The sequence below is a fragment of the Streptomyces sp. SM1 genome (genome assembly GCF_002910825.1).
GTDB lineage: Bacteria > Actinomycetota > Actinomycetes > Streptomycetales > Streptomycetaceae > Streptomyces > Streptomyces okerensis.
This window is the reverse complement of the sequence record NZ_NEUB01000803.1, coordinates 1-15,190: the sequence shown is the minus strand read 5'-3', so window position 1 is coordinate 15,190 and position 15,190 is coordinate 1. Positions and strand designations below refer to the sequence as shown.

General features: G+C 68.7%; 12 protein-coding genes. 5 read left to right on the top strand and 7 right to left on the bottom strand.

The features are described 5' to 3' along the window. The 5 genes from B9S61_RS24900 to B9S61_RS24880 form a co-directional block, all read left to right on the top strand. On the top strand, nt 1-811 hold an 811-nt coding region (locus B9S61_RS24900; RefSeq protein ID WP_103544249.1), incomplete at its 5' end, for a lanthionine synthetase LanC family protein. A 36-nt stretch (nt 812-847) separates the two neighbouring features. Continuing rightward, nucleotides 848-2,893: a methyltransferase, FxLD system gene (gene fxlM, locus B9S61_RS24895; RefSeq protein ID WP_103544247.1), complete on the top strand. Its 2,046-nt coding sequence runs from the start codon at nt 848-850 to the stop codon at nt 2,891-2,893. 4 nt (nt 2,894-2,897) lie between these two features. After that, nucleotides 2,898-4,010 (top strand): hypothetical protein, encoded by a 1,113-nt coding sequence (locus B9S61_RS24890; RefSeq protein WP_103544246.1) that lies wholly within the window; start codon nt 2,898-2,900, stop codon nt 4,008-4,010. Nucleotides 4,011-4,244: 234 nt separating this feature from the next. After that, nucleotides 4,245-6,185: an ABC transporter ATP-binding protein gene (locus B9S61_RS24885; protein ID WP_103544245.1), complete on the top strand. Its 1,941-nt coding sequence runs from the start codon at nt 4,245-4,247 to the stop codon at nt 6,183-6,185. A 94-nt stretch (nt 6,186-6,279) separates the two neighbouring features. Further along, nucleotides 6,280-6,687 (top strand): NUDIX domain-containing protein, encoded by a 408-nt coding sequence (locus B9S61_RS24880; protein WP_258039844.1) that lies wholly within the window; start codon nt 6,280-6,282, stop codon nt 6,685-6,687. Between the two features lie 74 nt (nt 6,688-6,761). On the opposite strand, the gene B9S61_RS24875 is transcribed toward B9S61_RS24880, so the two are convergent. From B9S61_RS24875 to B9S61_RS24845, 7 genes are all read right to left on the bottom strand, one after another. Beyond that, nucleotides 6,762-7,583, bottom strand: a complete 822-nt coding sequence (locus B9S61_RS24875; RefSeq protein ID WP_146064943.1) for a hypothetical protein — start codon at nt 7,581-7,583, stop codon at nt 6,762-6,764. Nucleotides 7,584-7,878: 295 nt separating this feature from the next. Beyond that, entirely contained in the window at nt 7,879-8,943 is a 1,065-nt protein-coding gene (locus B9S61_RS42575) for a hypothetical protein (RefSeq protein WP_258039843.1), read from the bottom strand. Nucleotides 8,944-10,178: 1,235 nt separating this feature from the next. Next, nucleotides 10,179-10,505 (bottom strand): helix-turn-helix transcriptional regulator, encoded by a 327-nt coding sequence (locus tag B9S61_RS24865; RefSeq protein ID WP_103544243.1) that lies wholly within the window; start codon nt 10,503-10,505, stop codon nt 10,179-10,181. A 136-nt stretch (nt 10,506-10,641) separates the two neighbouring features. Continuing rightward, nucleotides 10,642-11,121: a hypothetical protein gene (locus B9S61_RS24860; protein ID WP_103544116.1), complete on the bottom strand. Its 480-nt coding sequence runs from the start codon at nt 11,119-11,121 to the stop codon at nt 10,642-10,644. Next, complete coding sequence (locus B9S61_RS24855) at nt 11,118-13,559, bottom strand: hypothetical protein (RefSeq protein WP_103544117.1); 2,442 nt, start codon at nt 13,557-13,559, stop codon at nt 11,118-11,120. Before B9S61_RS24855 ends, B9S61_RS24860 begins: the two co-directional genes overlap by 4 nt. Continuing rightward, on the bottom strand, nt 13,556-13,906 hold the full coding sequence (locus tag B9S61_RS24850) for a helix-turn-helix transcriptional regulator (protein ID WP_103544118.1): 351 nt from the start codon (nt 13,904-13,906) through the stop codon (nt 13,556-13,558). The genes B9S61_RS24855 and B9S61_RS24850 overlap by 4 nt, the downstream gene beginning before the upstream one ends. Before the next feature lie 16 nt (nt 13,907-13,922). After that, nucleotides 13,923-15,026 (bottom strand): tyrosine-type recombinase/integrase, encoded by a 1,104-nt coding sequence (locus B9S61_RS24845; RefSeq protein ID WP_103544119.1) that lies wholly within the window; start codon nt 15,024-15,026, stop codon nt 13,923-13,925. Between the last annotated feature and the right edge of the window lie 164 nt (nt 15,027-15,190).

The window sequence follows — 15,190 nt, the reverse complement described above, 5'->3', positions numbered from 1 at the left end:
CCGCAGGTGCGGGAGCTGCTGGAGGACTTGGGCGACCAGGTGCTCGGTAGACCTCGTCCGCGGCCTGACCGGACTCGCCGCCCTCCTGCTCTCCCGACAACCGCCCGCGCCCCGGCTGCCCGACGTGCTCACCTGCCTCGTCGCGCTCGCCCAGCCCGCCCATGGTGACGGCCGGACAGTGCCCGGGTGGTGGTCGCCGGTCGGCCCCGACGGGGAGGAGATGGCCGGCGGGCACGGCAATAACGGCATGGCCCATGGCATCGCCGGGCCCCTTGCCGTGCTCTCTCTCGCACTGCGCGACGGCATCAGCGTGCCTGGTCAGGAGGAAGCCGTCGACACCTTCGCGACCTGGCTCGACCGGTACGGCGCCCATTACTGGTCCACCGCAGCCCACCTGGACGCCGACCAGCCGCCCGCGCCTGAGCCGACCCGCCAGTCCTGGTGCTACGGCCAGCCCGGCATCGCCCGCGCCCAGCAGCTCGCTGCGCTCGCCCTCGGCGACCCCGCCCGTCGCCGGGCGGCCGAGGACACCATCGAGACCACCCTGACCGACCCGCTGCACCTCGCCCGCATCACCGACTCCACGCTCTGCCACGGCTGGGCTGGGTTGCTGACGCTCACCCGCGCGGTCGCCGCCGACAGCCCCGCACCTGACCGCTTCAGCCCGATAATCCAGGACCTGCACCGACGGCTGGCCACCAGTTGGGAGCGCCTGCCCAAGCTCGGCTTCATGGAAGGTCGCGCCGGAGCCCAACTCGCCCTGCAGGCCCCCGATGCCGCCGGCTGGAGCCGCGCCCTCCTGCTCACCTGATCCCCGAACCTGCCGACGTGCAAGGAGTTGCCTCCCATGGCCTTCGACGACGAGAACCTGCCGATCCCCCCGGCCACGTCCTGGTGGCACGCATCCGTGGCCTTCGCCGATCCGCGGGTGGACGCTGCTCGGGCCCTGGCGTCCGCGCTGGCCAAACGCCGCTTTCACTTCCTGCGCAAGGACGCCGGCGTGCGCCTGCGCACCGAACAGCCCGCCACCGGCCTGCTGGACCAGCTCGTCGCCGACCGCGTCATCACCGGGTGGACGGGCGGGATCTACGAGCCGGAGACATATGCCTTCGGCGGCCTGGAGGGTATGGCGGTCGCGCACGAGGTGTTCTGCGCCGACAGCCCGGCCGCGCTCGCCGAGACCGGCGTCCCCGGCGCCCGCGAGCACAGCGTGCTGCTGCTGTCAGCCATGATCCGCGCGGCCGGGCTGGACCCGTTCGAAGCCGGAGACGTCTACGCCCAATGGGCTGCCCTGCGGCCTCCCGTCACCCCGCCCCAGGGCCCCGCGCTGGAGCAGGCCGTCTCCGCCATGCGGCGGCTGATGAACGCGGATGCCGCTCTGCGCCCCGACGCGGAAGCCGGCTGGGTCGAGCGCGTCGCCGCGTTCGAGGACGCCGGCCGTCGGCTGCGCCGGCTCGCCGCCGACGGCCGCCTGATACGCGGAATCCGGGGCGTCATCGCCCATCACGCGATTTTCGCGTTCAACCGTGCGGGCGTGCCTGCCGACGCGCAGGCCGCCACCGCGTGGCTCGGCCGTCACGTCGCCTTCTCCACCGGAGAAGGAGCCGACGTGTCTACCCGCAAGTCCGCCTCCGCGGACCCTAGCCTCCCCCGAATGGAGACCACCGTGACACCCGCCACCGACCCCCACCAGTTGAGCGAAGCCCTCGCCCAACGGCTCGTCGACAGCGGCCACCTGCACAGCAAGGCGGCCATCGACGCCTTCCGCACCACCGACCGGCACGCCTTCCTGCCCGGCGTCGACCTGGAGAGCGCGTACAAGGAGGACGCGGTCCCGATCAAGCACGACGAGCACGGGGAGATGATCTCCTGCATCTCCGCGCCGTCCATCGTCGCCACCCAGCTCGAACAGCTCGGCGCCCAGCCCGGCCACAAGGTCCTGGAAGCCGGGGCCGCCACCGGCTACAACGCCGCCCTCCTCGGCAAAATCGTCTCCCCCGGCGGGCAGGTGTGGACCCTCGACGTCGACCAGGACCTCGTCGCCGGCACGAGCAAGCACCTCGCCGAGGCCGGCGTCGACAACGCCACCGCGGTGATGGCCGACGGCGCGGCCGGGCTGCCCGAGCACGCCCCCTACGACCGGATCATCTTCACCGTCGGCGCCGGCGACGTCCCCGTGAAGATCCTCGACCAGCTCGCCCCCGGCGGACGCCTGGTCCTGCCGATGCGCATCCGCGGCAGCATCTCCCGCTCCTTCGCCTTCGAACGCGACGGCGAGACGTGGAAGACCGTCTCCTGCGAGATGGCCACCTTCATCCCGCTGCGCAAGGGCGTCTGCGACGACGTGTACACGCTGGTGCCGATGTCCGGCGAGGGCAACGTGCGCCTGGAGACGTTCAGCGAGCAGGACGTCGACCGCGACGCCCTGCGTACCGTCCTGGACCAGCAGCAGACCAAGATTTACACCGGGGTGAAGTTCCGCCAGGGCTCCGCCTGGGAGTGGCTGTACCTGTACCTGACCTGCGTGCTCCCCAACGGACTGTCCCGCCTGCCGGGCCAGCGCCCCGGATTCACCCCGCACTTCGGGTGGGGCTCCATGGCCGCCCTCGACGCCGGGTCGCTCGCGTACCTGACCATCCGCGAGGGCGAGGACGAGAAGGGCCGGTACTGGGAGGTCGGCGTGGTCGGCCACGGCGAGGGCGGCGCCGACCTCGCCGAGCGCGTGGTGAGCGAGATCCGCGCCTGGGACGCGACCGGCGGCAACGACGCCCCCGAGCCGGGCTTCCGGATGGCCGTCGCCGACTCGCGCGAACGGCTGACGACCAACGACCCGCGCTTCGTCGTCGACAAGCCTTACAGCCGACTGGTCGTCGACTGGGCGCGCAAGGGCTGAGCCGATGATCCCCGCGATAGCCAGCCGCATCCCCCTGGTCCGCCGCACCAAGGCGCCCGCGCTCCCCCTGGAGGAGCGCATCAACCACCTCACCGGGCTGACCGTCGCGCCCGCGGGTGCGAGCCACCACGACCTGGTGGCCCGCGCCTGCGGGGTCCTCAACTACGCGGCTCTCATCGCCTCCGACGTCGGCCTGCCCGACCTGGCCGAGGATCTGTGCTGGCGCCAGCACCAAGTCTTCTCCAACGCCGGACGCCTCCGGGGACGGGTCGCCGTCATGTCACTGATGCCACTGGTCAACCTCGCCCGGCTGCAGACCCGCGCCGGCCACGGCCACCTCGCCTACAGCTTGTTGCACTGCCTCAACGACGCAGCCCGACACCGCAACAAGACCGACATCGACGGCCGCACCGTCGACCTCTCGACCCTGACCGGCACAGACGAGGACCACCGCACGGTGTGCCAGGAGCTGTACGTCACGCTGCTCGTGGATGGGGCCCGCGCCCTCGCCCAGATCGGGCGGTGGATCGAGGCCGCCGACGCCATGGCCCGGCACCGCGGCATCGGCAACCGCCTCCTCGATGGTCGCCAGATCAAGATCATGGCCCTGATGGAGCAGGGGTTGGACCAGCAGGCCCGCGACTTGATCGACACCACTCAGCCCACCGAGCCCTGGGAGAAAGCCGTCGCGCTCCTCCTGCACGCGCACTGCTGGCCCGCCGAGGCCCCCGTCCCCGGAGACGATCTCGACCGCACAGTGGAGGAAGCCGTCCAGCTCCTTGCCCATCCCGATCCGCCGACCGCCGTCTTCCAGGCCCGAACGGGCCTGTCGGCCCTGGAAGTGGACCGCGCCGGCCGCCATCATGCCCGGATACTCGACTCCCTCGTCAGCGTCGCCCGACTCGACGCCTACGCCGCACGAGAGACTCTGCACCACCCCGTCGCCGCGTCAGCCCTGGCCGAGCAGGCGACCGGAGCGCTGACCGCGGTGATCGCCGCGGCCGGACTGGGAGCCGGCGCTCTGTCCGCCCACGACCACGAGGCCCTGACGGCCGCGGTCGGCCACGCCGAGAGGGAGCTGGAAAAGCTGCTGCAGGCCGATTCCCATACCGGTTAGGAGGGGGCGACCTTCTCTGCCGAGGCGTACTGCCCACGTGGTGTGGCGGTGTCGGCGTTTCGGCCATTTCCTGCCCGCAGCCGCTCCAAGCCAGACCAGGGACAGGACGCCTGCAGGTTCCACGGACGCAGGGAATCACGGGCTTTCCAGCACGACCGAATGACGTGTGTTCGATATCGCAACCGCGTCGTTAGACCTCACGACCTTGCCGCAGCGACCGTCCCAGGGGGAACGATGACCTCGGCCATTACACAGGACCAGCCGCCACAACCACCCAAGGGGACCGCGCCGGCCAGCGAACATCAGGACGCCGGTGTTCGAGAAGAGGAATACCTCTACCGCGACGAGTCCAGGCTCCAGGCCGGCTCCCTGCTGACCTCCCGCACCATGGCGCGGCGCCTGCCCTCGCTGGTGCGGCGCTCGGTGCGGATGGCCTGGCGCGTGGACCGCGGCGCGACCGTCGGCCTGTTGATGTGCCAGATCGGGACGGGCGTCCTCGCGGCCCTCGGCCTCCTGGCCGTCACGGGCACGATCACCGCGCTGGTCTCCTCGGGCGACATCACCGAGCGGCTGTGGGACGCCGCCCCGCAGCTCGCCGTGATCGCCGCCGCCGCCGGCCTGCGCGCGCTGATGGGTATCGCCGTCGTCTGGCTCACCGGGCGTCTGCGTCCGGTGCTCGGCCGGGCGGCGGAGCTGACGATGATCGAGGCCGCGCTCGGTGCGGAACTGGCCGCCAACAACAAGCCCGGCTACAACGACGCGTACGACATCGCCGACCGCGGCGCCCAGGTCACCCCCGACCTCGTCGAAGAAGCACAGGACGTGCTGGCGGCCACCGCCACGCTGGCGGCCGGCGCCACCGTCCTGACCGTCCTGCACCCCCTGCTCCTCCCCCTGCTCTTCCTCGCCTGTCTGCCGCAGGCCGCCGCGTACGTGCGCTCCGCACGGGTGCTCTACCTCGCCGGGCTGGAGACCTCCGGGCGGCGCCGGATGCTGAGCAAGCTCCGCTGGCACATGGCCTATCAGGAGTCCAGCGAGGAGATGCGTGCCTGCCTCGCCGGTCCCTTCCTGATCGGGCGGTACCGGCGGCTGGCCGCCTCGGTCAACGCCGCCGAGCGCAAGGCCGCGAACACCGGTGCGTGGATGGGGCTGGCCGGAGCCGTGGCCGGCGGGATCGCCTCGGCCGCGGTGTGGGCGGCGCTGTTGTGGCTCCTGGCCTCCGGGCGGATGAGCCTGGCGGCCGGCGGCGGCGCCGTCTTCGCCCTTCAGACCGCCACCGGCTCAGTGCGCGGCATCATCAACGGCGGGGCCCGCCTGGTACGCACCGGCTGGTACGTGCAGGACTGGCAGAACTTCCTCGACAACGCCCACGGCCAGGCCATGACCGACTCCCGCGGCACCACACCCGTGATCGCGGCCCCGGAACGCTTTGAGGTCCGTGACGTCACCTACCGCTACGACGGCGCCCTCAAGGGCAGTTTGAGCAACGTCTCCCTCCACGTGAAGCGCGGCGAGATCGTGGCGCTGGTCGGGGAAAACGGCTCCGGCAAGACGACCCTCTCACGTCTGCTGTGCGGGTTGCTGCTGCCCACCGAGGGCGACGTGGCCTGGGACCACACCTCCACCACGGACCTGGACCCGTGGAGGTCGTGGGAGCACGTCGCGCTGGTCCCGCAGAAGTTCACCTACCTGCCACTGACGATGCGCGACAACATCACCTTCGGGCAGGGCGACACCAGCGACGCCGCCCTGCTCGCCGCGTGCGAGGCGTCCGGCGCCGCGGAGATGCTTCCCAAGCTCCGCTCGGGCCTCAACACCCTCCTGACCAGCGAGTGGTTCGGAGGACAGCAGCTCTCCGGCGGGCAGTGGCAGCGCCTGGTCCTCACCCGCGCGTTCCATCGGCAGGCAGCGCTGCTGGTGATGGACGAACCCACGGCCGCCCTCGACGCCCGCGCCGAGCACCGGATCTTCGCCGGTCTGCGCGAACTGGCCAAGGACCGCGCCGTCCTGCTGATCACGCACCGCCTCACCAACGTGGCCGTCGCCGACCGGATCGTGGTCCTGGACCAGGGGCGGATCGTCCAGGAGGGCACCTACGCCCAGCTCACGCGGCAGCCGGGGCTGTTCCGGTCCCTGTGGGAGCTGCAGCGCCGGATGAGCGGCGACGCCCCCTGATCACCGGGCCGTGCCGGGCCACCGGTCCGCCGGACAGAGACACCAGCCCGTTCCCGATGCTCCCTCCGCCCCACGTCCCTGCGAGGTAGTCCCCATGTCGTTGTCGCACCACCACATCCGCACCACCGTCGATACCTACCTCGCCCGTCACCCTCACGAGCGCGAGCAGCTCAGCGCCCTCCTGGACGCCCTCGACCGGCCTGGCGAGGACATCGCCAGCCGCTCGACCTTCACCGGGCACGTCACCTGCGGCGCGATCGTCGTCGACCAGCTCGGCCGCATCCTGCACGTGCTGCACCTGGCCAGCGGGAAGGTCCTCGTCCCTGGCGGACACACTGAGCCCACCGACGACTCCCTGGCAGCGGCGGCTCTGCGCGAACTGCACGAGGAGACCGGGATCCCGGCTCGGGCCGTCACGCCGTGGCCGGGCTACGAGACCGTGCCGGACTGGGGAAGAGTCGGTGTTCCAACCCTGCAGTATTCGAGGGGCGAGGTGACGTGATCGACTCTGTAGTCCTGTCCGGCTTCCGCAGGCAAGTGAGGGAGGCCGTCGGGAAGGGGCGCCGATGCATGGAGCTAGGCCAAGACGTCGATGCGTCCAGCACACGCTTTCAGGATGGCATGCAGGTTCTTACGCGTCGAGGCAGCGTCCGTGGGACCGGCGGCTTCGATCTCAGCCAGCACCTCTCTCTCCAACTCGTCCACCTCACCCTTGGTAAGGAGCGGCAGCCCGAACAGGCGGTAGCCGCTGTCTACGGTGGTACAGAGGTCGAGCTTGAGAGTGTGCCAGCTCTGGTGAGCCGCCATCTGCTTATCAGCGTGCTTTGCGCCCGTCGCCTGACGGCTGCGTCGCCAGCGCCGCCAATCTGTCAGTCCGCTCGCCGGCTTGTCCCGCCTTTTCGCATCATCGAGCTCTTCCATTGCCCAAAGCAGAGCCTGCACGTCAATACAAGTCTGCGTGCAGAGCTTCCGTGCCCGCGCAAAAGTCTTATGCGTGACCACAAACATGGTGACCGTGAGAGTCAAGACGGTAGAAATAAGCGGCGCCGGATAGGTAGCGATAAAGCGTGCACCAAGGAACGCCCCGACTGCGCCAATACCAGCCGCGTTGGCGACGGTGCGAAAGAACGTGGCTCGCCCAATACGACTGGTGAGCCGCACAAAGGTGTAGTCCTTCGGCTCAGCCCACCGCACGATCAATGGAAGCATGAGGTAGATCAGGCCCAGCGATGTTGCGGCAGTGCGGTAGTTGCCCGCATGGGCCGCTCCGACGACAGCCTTGAAAGCAACATGGGCAGGTCCCGCCAGGAATAGGATCAGAAAGAAGACCACCCAGACATATCTCTCATACCCCGCACGAAGTGGGTCCTCATCCACAAACCGCTTCCAGGCTGGCATACCGCTGACTGTGATAACCCAGCCAGCGAGAAATAGAACCCAACCGAGACGCTGATTTGGGCCGCCATAAAGAGAGTTCCCATACACGATCATCGAGAAGCCCACAGGAACTAGAGCGAGTTTCCAGCGGGCAAGCAAGCGACCGACACTCCATTGTGAAGATGCCATAGACCAGATCATGCAGGCACACGCTGAACGCTGGGCGCGATTTGAGGAAGACCTGAGAGTGCAACGCCACACTCGCACACGCACTCGGAATAGTCAGTTTGGCTGGAGAAGGGACCAGATGCCTGCACTAATCGTGGAGCGCGAGGTAGTCGGTCCAGTTCTGTTGGGCGAACTTGGCCCACTGGAAGGTCGTGGCGGCCGAGAGGCCGAAGAGGTCGCTGACCACGATCGGCGGCAGCTCGGTGATGGCGGTGATCATTGCCGTGTTGCGTGCCGCACGGGTGGGGAGATCGTGGTTCCGCAGCCGTTTGATGAGGTGGCCGGCGCTCAGGGGGCGACCTGCGTGTCGACCAGGGAGAAGGTAGTCGGGTCCGGAGGACGCGCGGGGCTTGAGCATCGAGCTGGCCTGCGGGCTGGCTATGTGGGCCTTGATGAGCCGGGCCAGCGTCGGAGGCAGCAGCACAGGGTGGCGATCGATGGTGAGGAAGGCGCCGGCGTCGTTCAGTTGGAACTGGGAGGTGGTGATCTCTTTGATGCGCGAGATGGGGAGTGCGTAGAGGCGGATCAGGGCTCCCACGATGCGGAGTTCTCGGGGCAGAGCCTCGTCTGTGAGGCATCTCCGCAGCTGTTGCTCGTGCTCGTCGTCCGTCTGGAAGTTCGCAGGGAATCCCTTGCGGGCGAGTTGTGTATCGAGCGGTCGGGTCAGCTTTCGCTTCGTGAGCCATCGGACGAAGGAGTGGACGGCTTGCCGTCGGGTGGGGTTCTGCGTGAGCCACAGATCCAGGTCCTCTTGGTGCAGGTCCGGGAGGGTGAGCTGGTGCTGGTCGAGCCAGTTCAGCAAGAGGATTGCGGCTCGGATGTTGCCACGGTCGGCCTTCGCGGCGCCGGGAGTGTAGCGTCCGCGCTCCGCTCGGCGGCGTGCGTCCTTGATGACGTGCCATTCCGCGAAGGGGCTGACGATCCGGGACTGGTGTGGGGGCAGGGCTTCGAGGGTGGCTCTCGCCCAGAGCTCGAGCCGGGCGAAGGTCTCGTGGCGTTCGGGGAGGGCTCCGGTCATGACGAGGTGGTGCCGGACGTTGCGGGTGACCGTGCTCTGAGGCAGCCGGTCGAGGAGCCCATGACTGATCTCGGTGTGCTCCGTGGTGAGTTCGTCGAGGAGTCCGGCCGCGGCGCTGGTCCGCAACCAGCTCATGACCGACCAGGGCTTCTCCGCCTGGGTGAGCGCGTCGGCAAGGGGCTGGAACGGTGGGGCGATCGTGCCATCGGGGCCGGCGAGGAGTTGGGTGACTCGGTCGGTGATGGCACAACGGGTGCATCGGCCGTTGGCGTAGATGTCTCCGGGGTAGTCACATTGTCTGCAGGTCGTGTGCAGGTCGGGGCGTCCGCTGCAGGGGCCGCAGAGGTCCCCGTCCTCCGAGGTGCGTCCCGCGGCTATGCGGGTGTTGCCGCATTCGACGCAGGTTCGGGGGTTGCGTCGGCGGTGGTGGTAGCAGGTGCTACAGAGGGCGCCGACCGGGTAGGTCGCGGTCACAGACTTGGATTTGCCGCAGTCAGCGCAGGTCCTTGGCGTCCGTGGCTGGCAGCTGTGGCAGAGGAAGGTGCCGCCTCTGCGAACAGCGCCTCGGCGTTGATGGCCGCACGCCTCACAGGTCGCGATGTGGTGGCGCGAGCACGGCTCGCAGATGTCGGGGCTCGTGTCCGTTGCGCGGATCTTGATGGTGGTGGTCTGTCCGCAGATGCCGCATGGGCGCGTCGGCCGTTCGTAGCAGCGGGGGCAGATCGGGCCGGCATCTGTGATGGTGCTGGCGCGGGCGACGGTGCCGCAGTGGATGCAGGAGCGTTTGGGGCGGGGGCTGCAGGAGGAACAGAGGTTCGTGCCGTCCGGGCGCCGGCTGGTGGGGCGAAGTCGCTGGCAGCGGTCGCACTGACGGTGGTTGACGGGGTCCTTCTGGAAGCAGGAGCGGCAGACCGGGCCGTCTGCCGTACGGCTGTGGATGCGCGTTTGGCGTTCGCATCGGGTGCACTGCTGAAGGCGGTCACGTTCGACGCACCAGTTGCAGAGACGCCCGACGGGCGAGTTGCGAGGCAACGGGTCGTCAGTGCGTCCGCAGCGTGCGCAGGCGAGCCTGGTGACGGCGAAGCCTGCCGCGGCCAGTTCCAGCAGGAGCCTGGGAAGAGCTGCCGGGCTGTGAGATATCGGTGCGGTGAGCGCGTCGGGGCGTTCGGCCAGGTGGGCGGCCAGAGCTCGGGCGGGCCGAGGCTCCCAGGCGTTGGCTGCTTCCAGGATGCGCTGAGCGTCGCTGGAGGTGAGTTGTGATCCGGCAACGGCCTGGACGTGGCGTACCAAGTCAGCTCTGTAGCTTGCAAGTTCGGATCGGCTGTGGCGCACCCGCGTGTTGGCCCGGCTGGGCCGGCTCACTGGAGCGCTCACGTGCCCGGGCGGCGGACGACCGTCCGGCGCGGTTGCGTGGGCGGGGCGACGTCGGAGTCACCGCCAGCGGTCTTGCGGACCTGAACGTTGACGACTTCGGGCTTGATGAGGTCGTTGGGTGTGCAGTCGAGGATGTCGCAGAGGGCTACCAGGGTGTCCATGCTCATGCGCTGCGGGGCCTGGGTGACCAGGCGGTAGACCTGCTCGCGCGAGAGCTGGATGCCGCGTTCGGCGAGCAGGGGAACCAGGTCGGTGGTTTGGAACATGCCGCGTTCGGCCATCAGCTGACGCAGGTGCCAGTGGTATCCCATCTTCTTGATCACGCGGTCACGTCCCAGACGTCGCCCAGCCGATTCTTCAACGCGGCCTCCAGCAGGTTGTTGCGGTACTCGTTCGACACTCCTAATGGTGGAGTCGGGTATTGGAACTCACCGAATGCCTAGCCCTCACGGGCTGAGATCACGTGTAGAAGAAGAAGCGGTCGAACCAGCTCCTGGCGTGAGAGCGGAGCTCCAACGCGCCGTCGTAGTCGGCCCAAGTCAAGTGTTCGGGGACGGTGACGTATCCGAGTTCGCTGAGTATCCCGATGAGACGGCTGAGGTCGGTGGAATCGAGCAGGTAACTGGTCTCCTCCTCGTCGTAGCTCATGGGGTTGCCGAGAGTGACGATAGCCAGATCACCGAAGTTGCTGACGATTACCGTGATGAAGTCGGCACTCGCTGTGGCCGCGACGGGGATAGTGATCCTTCCGTGGTAGCTGGCCTCCTGAACGTCCCGTTCGACAGTGCAGGTGCAGGCGAACTCCCTGTCGATGTCGGCAGCAAGCTTGTTGAACCGCGTTCGGGTAGCAGATCGGTCGAAGTTGCGCGGGAACTCCGCGTCTCCGGAGGTGTCGAGCTTCCTCAGGAGGGTCCAAAGGTGCTGCTGGTCGGTGGTCATCGTCCGTTCCTGATCGGGTCGGGTTGGCTGTTCCGGCGGCTGACCTCGGCTGCGTAGGCGCCCCAGTCTCCGGCGGCGGCTCGTTGCCATTTGACGGCGACGGTGATGTCGATGCCGAGAGTGCGGGCGAGGACCGCGGCGGGCAGCTCGGTGGCGAGTTGGAACAGGGCAGTTGAGCGGGTCTCGGCGAGCCGGATGCCGAGTTTGCGGAGTCGTTCGCCCATGGCCCAGACGCTGATCGGGCGCCCGGGCTGACCGCCGGGGAAGAGCCAGGGGGAATCCGTCCGGGCGAGAACGGCATGGCTGCGGCGGACCGCGACCTGGTGGAGGGCGAGTTCAGCGACGGGTGCGGGCAGCTCGACGGGGACGGCGCCGAGGCGGAGATGGACGGCTCCGTCGGTCTCCTCGATGTGGTCGACGGTGAGACGGGAGATCGCCGCGGGCCACTGGGCATAGAGGAGCAACAGCAGGCCGGCGAATCGGTCTTCGGACTTGAGGGTGTCGTCGTGCAGCAGACGGCGAGCGGTGGCCCAGCGGGCCTCGTCGTCCATTGCCTGGGACGGGCCGTTCCATCGGACGGCCGGGAAGCTGAGATCGCGGGCGATCTTCTGGGCGAGAGCCCAGCGCACGAAGTGGCCCGCCTCCCGGCGGTGACGGACATCGTCGCTGGTCATCCAGCGTTCGAGGTCGGCCTGACGGCAGGTCACAAGTGTCAGGCCCTGGACCTCGATCCAGTTGAGGAGATGGATGGCTGCCCGCAGATGCTGGCGGACGACGGTGAGCTGGGTGTGCGTGATGTCGTTGCCGCGGCTGCGGCGGCGGAGCCGTCGCAGGAGATGCCAGGTCGCGTACCGGTGCAGGATTTTCCGTCCCTCGGCAGTGGCGTGGGAGGTGACGAGATCGTTCACGTGCCGTTCCAGGCGGACCATCTGCTCGTCCCGCTGGGGCAGCGTGCCGGTGGCCACGAGCACGCTGCGGAGGTGCTCGACGACCTTGCCCGCCGGGAGTTCGTCCAGGGCCTCGTGTGTCAGGGGCCGATGGCCGGAGCCGAGATCGGACAGGACGGTGGAGACGATGCCACCGGCCAGCCAGCGCATCGCCGTGCCGACCCGTTCCGTCTTGGCCAGGGCGTCGTTGAGGGCCTGCAGCTTCGGGGGTATGGAGCCCGAGTCGTCGGCGAGAAGCTCGTGGAGCCGCTGCTTGAGAATGCAACGACGACATGGCCCCGGTGAACGCAGCCGCTCGGCCTGCCCGCAGGTGGGGCAGGGGTGCCAGAGCTCGGCGTCCGGCTTGGTGCAGGGGCCGCAGACCGGAGCGTCCGCGGTGCCGGAATGGATGCCACGGACGCGTCCGCAGGTGGTGCAGCGGGCTTGGCGCTGGAAGCAGCCGCGACAGCGGGGCAGGCCGGTGAGCTTCGAGTGGTTGCCGGGAGCGGTGAGGCCGCAGATGGAGCAGACCAGGACCGGCAGGGGGCAGCAGTTGGGGCAGAGCGGGCCCTCGGCGGTGCGCGTGTGTACTCGCCGCCGTTCCTTGCATCCGATGCAGACCTCGGCGTTCGCAGGGTCGGTGACCAGGCAGTTCGGACACAGCGGTCGCCCTTGCTCGTCGCGGGTGGCCGGCTCGCGTCGGGCTCCGCAGCGTACGCATTCTTCGATGCGGGACTTGGCGATGCAGTTGCGGCAGACCCGCTGCCCGTCGAGCGGCTTGTCGATGCGAACCACTCGGTGGCAACGAGGGCAGGACGGCCGGACGATCCCGGCGACACCGGCCTCGTGCAGAAGGTCGATGAACCTCAAGATGGCGCGGTGCGGGGCGATATGGGCCTCGCCGGTCAGCAGGCGGGGGTTCTCCTCCAGGGCCCAGACCACTCGCTGGCGATAGTGGGGACGGTGGGGCGCCGACCGGCGCAGAGCCTCGGCGACCACGTCGGGGTCGGCGCCCGGGGCGATCGTGTTGATCACCGTGTGGACGACCGTGGCCGGGTCGCGGTCATCGTGGTCGGGACACATCGAACAGCGGGGCAGGCCCTTGCGGTCCCGGAAGGTGACGCGCCGGGTGTTGCCGCAGGCGGCGCACTCGGTGGTCTCCTTGATGCAGACCGAGCAGTACCAGTCCTGGCCCTGCCGCTGGAGGCTTCGCAGCCCCTTCCCACAGTCCGCGCAGACCGGTGGCGAGATCGCCGAGGCGCCGGCCCTGCGAAGGGCGATGAGGAGATCGCCGACGGCCCGTGGCGCCGGGGACCGGCCATCGGTCAGAGCGGCGGGGCGCGTCGCCAGGAACTTGGCCAGGTTCCGTGACTTCGCGCGGCCGCCCGCGATCGCGGTGACCACGGTCCGGATGGTCTCGGAGCCGAGTTCGCTCTCGGCATCCGCGACCAGGTCCGTGATCAGGCCGATCGGGTCCGTGACGGAGCGGTCGAGAGAGCCGGTGGTAGTCACGGCCGGTCAATACCCTTGATCCGGGCTCGCTTTGGCCGCAGTCCGCCGAGCCCTTCCGTGTCGGGGGCCGTGCCGCCGGCGGCGGCCTTCTTCGGCTTCTTCACGGCTCCGGCCACCGCTATGGGCTCGATGAGGTCGTCCATGGTGCAGTCCAGGATGTCGAGCAGGGCCATGAGGATCTTCAGGCTCAGTCGCTCCGGTCGCTCGACGACGAGCCGGTAGACCTGGCTGGAGGACAGCGTGATACCGCGCTCGGCGAGCGGCGGGATGAGGTCGGTGGTGGAGAACATCCCGCGGTCGGCCATGACTTTGCGCAGGTGCCAGTGGTAATCAAGCTTGGCGGCCATCGCCGGGTCCCTCCTGTCAGACCCCGGTGAACGCCGGGGCCAGTGCCTTGTGCAGGGAAGTGTTCATGAAGTCGTCGCTGACGTGCGTGTAGATGGCCAGGGAGCTGTCGCTCTCGTGGCCGACCTGCTGCTGGATGAAGCGGCGGTCCACCCCGTCCTCGGTCAGATGCGTGACGTACGAATGCCGCAAGGAGTGCGGGACCAGCTCTTTCGGCAGGCCCAGGGCGTCGCGGTATGCCTCGAACCGGTCGTTGATCGAGCCGGGCCGCAGGCGTCCACCACGTTCGGTGATCCACAGAGCGGGGTGGTCGGGGAATCCGAAGCGCGGACGGACGTTCTCGACGTAGTCGGCAACTGCCTCGACGGCCCAGTCCATCACCGACAAGACGTTCCGGCGCCGGGGCGGCTGGCCCTTCTTGGCCTTGCCGTAGCGGACGTTGAGCGTGCCGTACCGGCCGAACTGCCGGGCCTGCGGGTTGCGCCCGAAGTCGACCACGTCGAGCTTGGAGGTCTCGGTCCGGCGAAGTCCCCACCCGTAGATCACCTTGAAGAGGGTGGCGTCACGGTAGGCCGCCAGGGCGCCCTTGCGTCTCGCCCGCAGGGCTCGTTCGACTTGGTCGTCGGCGTAGTCGAGGAAGAGCTGCAGCTGTTCCCGGGTGAAGGGCTTGGCCTCCGGGTCGCCCTCGTAATCGTTGAGGTGGGCAATGGTGTTCCACTCGTGACAGACCGCCACCGGGAAGGTGCCGAAGGCTTCCTCGCAGGCAGGGCCCCATCCGTAGCGGCTATCGATGAGGAACTCGCTGAACAGCCGCACGGTGCCCTGGTAGCTGCGGATCGTCGACGGTGCCAGGTGCTTCTCACTGGTCAATGAGACCGACCACTCGTCCACGTGGGCCGGCGTCCACTGCCACGGGTAGTCGTTCGCGAACTCCAGGAACCGGCGTATGAGTCGTTCCCGCGGATCGATCGTGTCGTCCTTCAACCCCCGCGACTTCTGCTGAGCACGCCAGCCCCTCAGCATCGCGTCGAACATCGCGTCCTCAGGACGCAGTTGGACCACCCCGGAGACGAGCTCCAGTTGAGCCGCCCCGGCCAGGGCCACCTTGCGCTGATGCACCACTCCAGACCATCCCTTCTGGAGGGAGGATCATGCATCAGAAGGGATACGATCGGCAACATGCCTGGTCAGGCAGCTAGGTCGTAGTAGCCTCGGAGTCCTTCAAGCTCTCGCCGTGACCTGGCGACCTGCGACTTCTCGCCCGTCTGATGCAATTCCCGAGGGTT